The sequence below is a fragment of the Paraburkholderia sp. UYCP14C genome (genome assembly GCF_004197395.1).
GTDB lineage: Bacteria > Pseudomonadota > Gammaproteobacteria > Burkholderiales > Burkholderiaceae > Paraburkholderia.
Genome location: NZ_SELS01000004.1, coordinates 283,181 through 292,242, shown reverse-complemented (window position 1 = coordinate 292,242; position 9,062 = coordinate 283,181). Strand labels below are relative to the sequence as shown.

Below are 9,062 nucleotides of genomic sequence, written 5' to 3'. Positions count from 1 at the left end.
AGCACTTCGTCGAGATATTCGCTGCACAGACGGAAGGTTTCTTCGCCGACGAGTTTCACCGCGGTGCCGTCGGAGAAGAGGCCCACTTCGTTCAGCGTGACGCGTTCGCCCGCCTTCAGCGACGCGGCCATCGCGCACGAATCGTCGGTCTGCACGCCGATCACCTTGATCTCCGGGCGCACCGATTTCACATAGGCGGCGACACCGGCCGCGAGACCACCGCCGCCAATCGGAACGAAGATCGCGTGAATCGGACCCTGGTGCTGGCTGAGGATTTCCATCGCTACCGTGCCCTGGCCCGCGATCACGTACGGATCGTCGAACGGATGCACGAAGGTCAGGCCACGTTCTTCCTGCAGCTTGACCGCGTGACCATACGCATCGCTATACGATTCGCCGAACTGCACGACCTCGACGGTCGGCCCGCCGTGCGTGCGGATCGCGTCGACCTTGAGCTGCGGTGTGGTCACCGGCACGACGATGATCGCCTTCACGCCCATGCGTGCCGCCGAGAGCGCCACGCCCTGTGCATGATTACCCGCCGATGCCGTAATCACGCCGCGACTCAGCGCCTCGGCCGGAATATGCGCCATCTTGTTGTACGCGCCGCGCAGCTTGAACGAGAACACCGGCTGGTTGTCCTCGCGCTTCAGATAGACCGGATTGCGCAAGCGCGCCGACAGATTCGGCGCGCGTTCGAGTTCGGTCTCGCGCGCCACGTCGTAGACGCGCGCGGTCAGGGTCTTTTTCAGGTAGTCGTGGGAAGCCATGCGGGTGGCGCGGTGCGCTGTGTGAGACGGGAAAGGGTCAATGATAGCGCCAACGGTGCCCGCTCTGGCTGTTCCTCGCGCAGCGGGAAAGCATGCCGCGCCCCTGGCATGGCCGGTCGCGAACCGCGCAACCGTAGTTTGCCAAACCGTCCGTCCGGTCAATGGCGCGTCCTGTCAAACGCCGCCGGATTCGCCGCCAGACGGCCCGAACCGCCGCTTCCGCCCCGATTCCCGTCGTCAACGCGTGGCGGAATGATGCGGTAGAATTCCATTTTGGAATAAGGATCGGAAGATGCACTGGCAGCCTCGGATCGCCCATTTAATGCCCGTTCCGCGCGAATCGTGCCCCGCGGCGGAGCGGCATGTCCGCCACGCGCGATCGTGTAGCTGTCTCTGAGTGCCGCGAAGCGACCGCCGTGAGTTGGCCGCCGGTCGTGTTCGCTCCCCTGGAAGCCCTAGAAGATTTCAAGCATTGCGCCCCACGCGCATTGTCGGCCGACGCCTCGTGACGAGCGCGTCAGGCTGACCTACCGAGTCGTCCAAACATGAACGCACCTCAAGTTTTCGATCCGCACGGCGCCGCCGCTGCGGTGGCCGCCGATCCCGAAGCGCGTCTGCGCGAAATTCCCTACAACTACACGTCGTTCTCCGACCGCGAAATCGTCATCCGCCTGCTCGGCAACGACGCTTGGGACGCGCTCGCCGAACTGCGCGCCGAACGCCGCACTGGCCGCTCGGCACGCATGCTGTACGAAGTGCTCGGCGATATCTGGGTCGTGCGCCGCAATCCGTATCTGCAGGATGACCTGCTCGACAACCCGAAGCGCCGCGCGCTGCTGATTGAGGCGCTCAACCACCGCCTCGCCGAAATCGAGAAGCGCCGCCGCGCCGATCTGCGCGAACACGGCGACGAAGCCGGGGTCGATCGTGCCGCGCGCGTCGAAAAGCTGGTGCAGGCCGCGCGCCGCGCGATCGACGAATTCGCCAGCGAATTCCAGCAGACCTACGACCTGCGCCGCCGCACCACGCGCGTGCTCGGCAAGGTCACGCAGAAGGACAACATCAAGTTCGACGGTCTGTCGCGGGTCGCGCACGTGACCGACGCGACCGACTGGCGCGTCGAATACCCGTTCGTCGTGCTGACGCCGGACTCCGAGGCCGAGATCGCCGGCATGATCAAGGCCTGCTTCGAACTCGGCCTGACCGTGATTCCGCGTGGGGGCGGCACCGGCTACACGGGCGGCGCGGTGCCGCTCACGCCGTTCTCGGCCGTCATCAACACCGAAAAGCTCGAACAGCTCGGCCCGGTCGAAATGACCCAGCTGCCGGGTGTCGATCGCAAGGTCGCGACGATTTTCTCGGGCGCGGGCGTCGTCACGCGCCGCGTGACCGAGGCGGCCGAGCAGGCCGGTTTCGTATTCGCGGTCGACCCGACCTCGCTCGACGCGTCCTGCGTCGGCGGCAACGTCGCGATGAACGCGGGCGGCAAGAAGGCGGTGCTGTGGGGCACGGCGCTCGATAACCTCGCGTGGTGGCGGATGGTCGACCCGGAAGGGAACTGGCTCGAAGTCACGCGTCTCGAGCACAACATGGGCAAGATCCACGACATCGAAGTCGCGCGTTTCGAGCTCAAGTGGTTCGACGGCAACTACGCGCCGGGCGAGAAGCTGCTGCGCACCGAATCGCTCGATATCAAGGGCCGCGTGTTCCGCAAGGAAGGCCTTGGCAAGGACGTCACCGATAAATTCCTCGCCGGTCTGCCGGGCGTGCAGAAGGAAGGCTGCGACGGCCTCATCACGTCCGCGCGCTGGGTGCTGCACAAGATGCCCGCGCATACGCGCACCGTCTGTCTCGAGTTCTTCGGGCAGGCGCGCGAGGCGATTCCGAGCATCGTCGAAATCAAGGACTACCTGTTCGAGACGTCGCGCCAGGGCGGCGCGATTCTCGCCGGCCTCGAGCATCTGGACGAGCGCTATCTGCGCGCGGTCGGCTATGCGACCAAGAGCAAGCGCAACGCGTTTCCGAAGATGGTGCTGATCGGCGATATCGTCGGTGACGATGCGGACGCGGTCGCGCAGGCCACGTCGGAAGTCGTGCGCATGGCCAACGGCAAGAGCGGCGAAGGTTTCGTCGCGGTGAGCGCCGAGGCCCGCAAGCGTTTCTGGCTCGACCGCAGCCGCACCGCCGCGATCGCGAAGCACACCAACGCGTTCAAGATCAACGAAGACGTCGTGATTCCGCTCGACCGCATGGGCGAGTACACGGACGGCATCGAGCGCATCAACATCGAGCTGTCGCTGAAGAACAAGCTGCAACTGGTCGACGCGCTCGAAGCGTTCTTCAAGGGCGGCAAGCTGCCGCTCGGCAAGAGCGACGACGCGAACGAAATCCCGAGCGCCGAGCTGCTCGAAGACCGCGTGCAGCAGGCGCTAGATCTGCTCGCGCGAGTGCGCACGCGCTGGGAGTTCGTGCGCGACAAGCTCGACCTGTCGCTGCGCGAGGCGCAGCATTATCTGGTCGGCCTCGGCTACGAATCGCTCGCCGAGAAGTTCGCCGATCGCGTCGATGCGCAAGCCGATGCGACCGTGTTCCACCTCGCGCAGGACCGCACGATCCGCATTTCGTGGAAGCAGGAAATTCGCGCCGAATTGCGGCAGATCTTCAACGGCGGCGAATTCAAGCCGATCCTCGAGGAAGCTCAGGCGATCCACAAGCAGGTGCTGCGCGGCCGCGTGTTCGTCGCGCTGCATATGCACGCGGGCGACGGCAACGTGCACACGAACCTGCCGGTCAACTCCGACAACTACGAGATGTTGCAGGACGCGCACGTCGCGGTCGCGCGCATCATGAGGCTCGCCCGTTCGCTCGATGGCGTGATCTCCGGCGAGCACGGCATCGGCATCACGAAGCTCGAATTCCTGACCGACGACGAAATCGCCGAATTCCGCAAGTACAAGCAGCGCGTCGATCCGCATGGCCGCTTCAACGCGGGCAAGCTGCTCGAAGGCGCGGACCTGCGCAACGCGTACACGCCGAGCTTCGGCCTGATGGGCTACGAATCGCTGATCATGCAGCAATCCGATATCGGCGCGATTTCCGAGTCGATCAAGGACTGTCTGCGCTGCGGCAAGTGCAAGCCGGTCTGCGCGACGCACGTGCCGCGCGCGAACCTGCTGTACAGCCCGCGCAACAAGATTCTCGCCACGTCCCTGCTGGTCGAGGCGTTCCTCTATGAAGAGCAGACCCGCCGCGGCGTGTCGATCAAGCACTGGGACGAATTCAACGACGTCGCCGATCACTGCACCGTGTGCCACAAGTGCGTGACGCCGTGCCCGGTGAAGATCGACTTCGGCGACGTGACGATGAACATGCGCAACCTGCTGCGCAAGATGGGCAAGAAGAAGTTCAATGCGGGCAACGCGGCGGGCATGTTCTTCCTGAACGCGACCAATCCGCAAACCATCAACCTCGCGCGCACCGCGATGATGGGCGTCGGCTACAAGGCGCAGCGTCTCGGCAACGAGGTGTTGAAGAAGTTCACGAAGAAGCAGACTGCGCATCCGCCCGCCACGGTCGGCAAGCCGGTGGTCACGCAGCAGGTGATCCACTTCATGAACAAGAAGATGCCGGGCAACCTGCCGAAGAAGACCGCGCGCGCGTTGCTCGATATCGAGGACAACAAGATCGTCCCGATCATCCGAAATCCGAAGACGACCACCGCCGACACCGAAGCGGTGTTCTACTTCCCGGGCTGCGGCTCCGAGCGGCTGTTCTCGCAGGTCGGTCTCGCGACTCAGGCAATGCTGTGGGAGGCGGGCGTGCAGACGGTGCTGCCGCCGGGCTACCTGTGCTGCGGTTATCCGCAGCGCGGCTCGGGCCAGTACGACAAGGCCGAGCAGATCGTCACCGACAACCGCGTGCTGTTCCACCGCGTCGCCAATACGCTGAACTACCTCGACATCAAGACGGTGGTGGTGTCGTGCGGCACCTGTTACGACCAGCTCGCCGGCTATGAATTCGAAAAGATCTTCCCGGGCTGCCGGATCGTCGACATCCACGAATATCTGTTGGAAAAAGGCATCAAGCTCGATGGCGTGAACGGCGTGCGCTACATGTACCACGACCCGTGCCACTCGCCGATCAAGACGATGGACCCGGTCAAGCTCGTCAATCAGCTGATGGGTTCGGAGCACGACGGCTACAAGATCGAGAAGAACGATCGCTGCTGCGGCGAATCGGGCACGCTCGCGGTCACGCGTCCGGACATCTCGACCCAGGTGCGCTTCCGCAAGGAAGAAGAAATCCGCAAGGGCGCGGCTAAGCTGCGCGGCATTCCGCTCGTTGCCGAAGCGGGCGCGAACGCGATCAATCCGGCCAATGCATCGGCCGGCGCCGCCGGTGCGCCGAACGGTTCCGTGCTGAAGGCCGGCGACGGCCCGCAGCCCAATCACGCAAACGCGGGCTCGACCGACGTCAAGATCCTGACGAGCTGCCCGTCGTGCCTGCAGGGGCTGTCGCGTTACAACGAAGACGCGGGGACCGAGGCCGACTACATCGTGGTCGAGATGGCACGTCACGTGCTGGGCGAGAACTGGATGGCGGACTACGTTCAACGGGCGAACAATGGCGGAATCGAGCGCGTGCTGGTTTAATGGCACGACCAACGATTTTTGCCGAGGCCGACGATGGACTGCGTTTTTTGCCGTGAAGACGGCGGCGATGTGCTATGGCAGGACGACGCGCTGCGAGTCGTCCTCGCCGACGAACACGACTACCCGGGCTTTTGCCGGGTCATCTGGAACGCTCACGTCGCTGAGTTTTCGGATCTTTCCGCCGACGAGCGCGACCACGTGATGAAGGTCGTGTACGCGGTCGAGCGCGCGCAGCGGCGCGTGATGCACCCCGCGAAGATCAATCTCGCGAGCCTCGGCAACCAGGTACCGCACGTGCACTGGCACGTGATTCCGCGTTTTTCGAACGACGCGCATTTCCCCCTGCCGATCTGGGCGCCGCGCCAGCGCACGGTGTCCGAGGCGATGCTGTCGTCGCGCCGCGCACAAGCCACGCTGCTGCGCGAAGCCGTGCGGCAGGAAATCGAACAGGCGCTGGGCTGAGCGTCGCTGAATCCGCCGCCGCGCATCGCCGGACTTTCGCCGGCGTGAATGGTGGTCGACCCGGCGGCCGACCCGTCGTTATCACCCGCCCTTATCTGATGAGGCCATCATGAGCGGATTAACTCCCGAGACGCCGGTGCCGACCGGCGTGGTCGTGCATTCGAAGTCACGCGTGCTCGAACTGCAGTACGCGAACGGCGAAGCGTACCGGCTGCCGTTCGAACTGCTGCGCGTGTATTCGCCTTCGGCGGAAGTGCAGGGCCACGGGCCCGGCCAGGAAACCCTGCAAACCGGCAAGCGCGACGTGACGATCACGATGATCGAAGGCGTCGGCAATTACGCGCTGCAGCCGACTTTCTCCGATGGACACGCCACCGGTATCTATTCGTGGGACCTGCTGTACGACATGGCCGTGCGTCAGGATGAACTCTGGCGCGCGTATCTCACCAAACTGGCAGCGGCCGGCATCGACCGCGACACGCCGATGGTGCCTGCGGCCGCTGCGCACGGGCACTGTCACTGATACGATTCGCCCCCGAACGCCGCTCGAGCGGCGCAACATTCAAGAACACGCGAAAGGACGAGCGCGATGAGCAAAACCCACTTCGGCTTTCAATCGGTCGACGAACAGGACAAGGCGCAGAAAGTGGCGGGGGTGTTCCACTCGGTGGCCGCCAACTACGACCTGATGAACGACCTGATGTCGGGCGGATTGCACCGGGCGTGGAAGGTGTTCACGATCGCCCAGGCGAACGTGCGGCCGGGCTACAAGGTGCTCGACATCGCGGGCGGCACGGGCGACCTGTCGAAAGCGTTCGCGAAACAGGCGGGCGAGACCGGCGAGGTCTGGCATACCGACATCAATGAATCGATGCTGCGGGTGGGCCGCGACCGGCTGCTCGACAGGGGCATCATCACGCCGACGCTGCTCTGCGATGCCGAGAAAATCCCGTTCCCGGACAACTACTTCGACGTCGTGACGGTCGCGTTCGGCTTGCGCAACATGACGCACAAAGACATCGCGCTCGCCGAAATGCGTCGCGTGCTGAAGCCGGCCGGGCGGCTGCTCGTGCTGGAGTTCTCGAAGGTCTGGGATCCGCTGAAGAAGGTCTACGATGTGTATTCGTTCAAGGTGCTGCCGTGGCTCGGCCAGCGCTTCGCCAAGGACGCGGAAAGCTACCAGTATCTGGCGGAATCGATCCGCATGCATCCCGACCAGGAAACTTTGAAAACAATGATGGAACAAGCTGGACTCGACGGCGTCAAATATTACAATTTGTCAGCTGGCGTGGTAGCTTTGCATGTGGGGACCAAATACTAGGGTTCCTAACCCATCGATTTTTAAAGGAAAGTGTGAAATGTCCGATTCGAATTTGTTATCTACTCGTAAGATTAAGGGGTCGCTGGCGAGAAGAATCGGACTGATCGCGATGGTCGGTCTGCTGATGGCCGGCACCCTGGCCTCCCTCGACGCCGAAGCACGCCGCATGGGCGGTGGCCGCAGCATCGGCCGTCAATCGAACACTCTGCAGCAGCGCCAGACCACGCCGCCGTCGCAGCCGGCGCAGAACAGTCAGGCCGCGCAGCAAAGCGCACAACCGGCGCCCGCGCCCAAGCCCACGCCACCCGCCGCGCCGAATCGCAATCGCTGGCTCGGGCCGATCGCCGGTCTCGCGGCCGGACTCGGCATCGCCGCGTTGCTGTCGCATTTCGGGCTCGGCGAGGCGTTCGCCGGGATGCTCGCCAACGTGATCGTGATCGCGTTGATCGCGATGGTCGTGATCTGGCTGATCCGCCGCTTCACCGGTCGTAAGCGCAATGCGGCACAGCCGGCCTACGCGGGCACGGCGCCGTCGCTGAACACGAAAGGCACCGACTATATTCAGGAGCCGCGTTACACCGCGCCGCCCACCGGCCAGTATCTCGAACCGTTGGGCAATCCGTTGACCACGCCGACCGTCGGCGTGACGCCGTCGGTGCCTGCGGGCTTCGATTCGGAAGCATTCCTGCGCAACGCCAAGGTGTACTTCGTGCGCTTGCAGGCCGCATGGGACGTCGGCAACGTTGAGGACATCCGCAAATTCACGACGCCCGAAATGTTCGCCGAAGTGCGCGTCGATCTCGCGTCGCGCGGCACGCAGCCGAATCAGACCGACGTCGTGCAGTTGAACGCCGAGCTGCTCGGTGTCGAGGAGCGTGCGAACGAACACTTCGCGAGCGTGCGTTTCTCCGGATTGATCCGCGAGGAGCCGGGCGCGGCGGCCGAGCCATTCGTCGAGGTGTGGAACCTGTCGAAGGCGAACCGCGCCGGCGAAGGCTGGCTGCTTGCCGGCATCCAGCAGGTCGAACAACACTGACATGCACAAGCATCGAGTCGCGTCTGCCCCGAAAAAAACGGTGGCGGCGCAGCGATTCCTTGCCTCGCGCATGGCTTAGACCGTTCGGCATAGCAGGCTGCGAAGCGAACGGACGTTACAATGGGAACCCGCGCAAGCACCTCGCTCGCGCGGGTTTTTTCTTGCCACTTTCGATGACCCTTGCCGCCAAGCCCTTCGCTGCTGCTGTCAATCATCTGCTCGCCCGCGAATCGTGGGCCCGCGAGCGCCTCGCCCCGTACGCGGGCAAGACCGCAAGCCTGTCATGTCCGCCGGTTGTGCTCGCGCTGCTCGTGCAGCCCGACGGTTACCTCGGCACGCTCGACGAAGCCGATGCGCAGCAGTTCGACGTGACGATCTCGGTGCCGTCCGACGCACTGCCGGCGTTCCTGCAAGGCGGCCAGGCCGCGGTGATGAAGCACGTGAAGATCGAGGGCGACGCCGAATTCGCGACCGTGATCGCGAAGCTCGCCGAGCATCTGCGCTGGGAGCCTGAGGAAGATCTCGCGAAGCTGATCGGCGATGGGCCCGCGTGGCGCATCACGTCGCTCGTGCGCTCGGTCGGCGAGCATGTGCAGCGCACCGGTCGCAACCTGCTCGACACCGCCGCCGAGTATCTGCTCGACGAGAATCCGCAGCTGGTGCGCCGCACCGCGCTCGCTGACTTCAACGTCGAGCTGGCGCGTGCGCGTGATTCGCTCGCTCGCGTCGAAAAGCGCATCGAGCGTCTCGAACAGAAGGTCGAAGCCCGCGGCGCGCAAGCGCCGGGCGGCGCCGCCACGTCGCGCGGCACGCGCTAGTCA

General features: G+C 64.4%; 7 protein-coding genes. 6 read left to right on the top strand and 1 reads right to left on the bottom strand.

The annotated features are described in order from the left end of the window. Positions 1-770, bottom strand: a 770-nt coding sequence (locus EVC45_RS05730; protein WP_129957061.1) for a pyridoxal-phosphate dependent enzyme, incomplete at its 3' end; no start/stop codon positions are given. 545 nt (positions 771-1,315) lie between these two features. On the opposite strand from EVC45_RS05730, the gene EVC45_RS05725 reads away from it, so the two are divergent. From EVC45_RS05725 to EVC45_RS05700, 6 genes are all read left to right on the top strand, one after another. Next, the gene (locus EVC45_RS05725; RefSeq protein ID WP_129957060.1) at positions 1,316-5,422 is read left to right on the top strand and encodes an FAD/FMN-binding oxidoreductase; all 4,107 of its coding nucleotides are present in this window, start codon (positions 1,316-1,318) and stop codon (positions 5,420-5,422) included. A 33-nt stretch (positions 5,423-5,455) separates the two neighbouring features. Beyond that, positions 5,456-5,884, top strand: a complete 429-nt coding sequence (locus EVC45_RS05720) for an HIT family protein (protein WP_129957059.1) — start codon at positions 5,456-5,458, stop codon at positions 5,882-5,884. A gap of 109 nt (positions 5,885-5,993) precedes the next feature. Further along, positions 5,994-6,407, top strand: coding sequence for a gamma-butyrobetaine hydroxylase-like domain-containing protein (locus EVC45_RS05715; RefSeq protein ID WP_129957058.1), 414 nt, complete (start codon positions 5,994-5,996; stop codon positions 6,405-6,407). 66 nt (positions 6,408-6,473) lie between these two features. Continuing rightward, entirely contained in the window at positions 6,474-7,205 is a 732-nt protein-coding gene (gene ubiE / locus EVC45_RS05710; RefSeq protein WP_129957057.1) for a bifunctional demethylmenaquinone methyltransferase/2-methoxy-6-polyprenyl-1,4-benzoquinol methylase UbiE, read from the top strand. Positions 7,206-7,242: 37 nt separating this feature from the next. Then, positions 7,243-8,241: a Tim44 domain-containing protein gene (locus EVC45_RS05705; protein ID WP_129957056.1), complete on the top strand. Its 999-nt coding sequence runs from the start codon at positions 7,243-7,245 to the stop codon at positions 8,239-8,241. 173 nt (positions 8,242-8,414) lie between these two features. After that, positions 8,415-9,059, top strand: coding sequence for an SCP2 domain-containing protein (locus tag EVC45_RS05700; RefSeq protein WP_129957055.1), 645 nt, complete (start codon positions 8,415-8,417; stop codon positions 9,057-9,059). Positions 9,060-9,062: the final 3 nt, after the last annotated feature.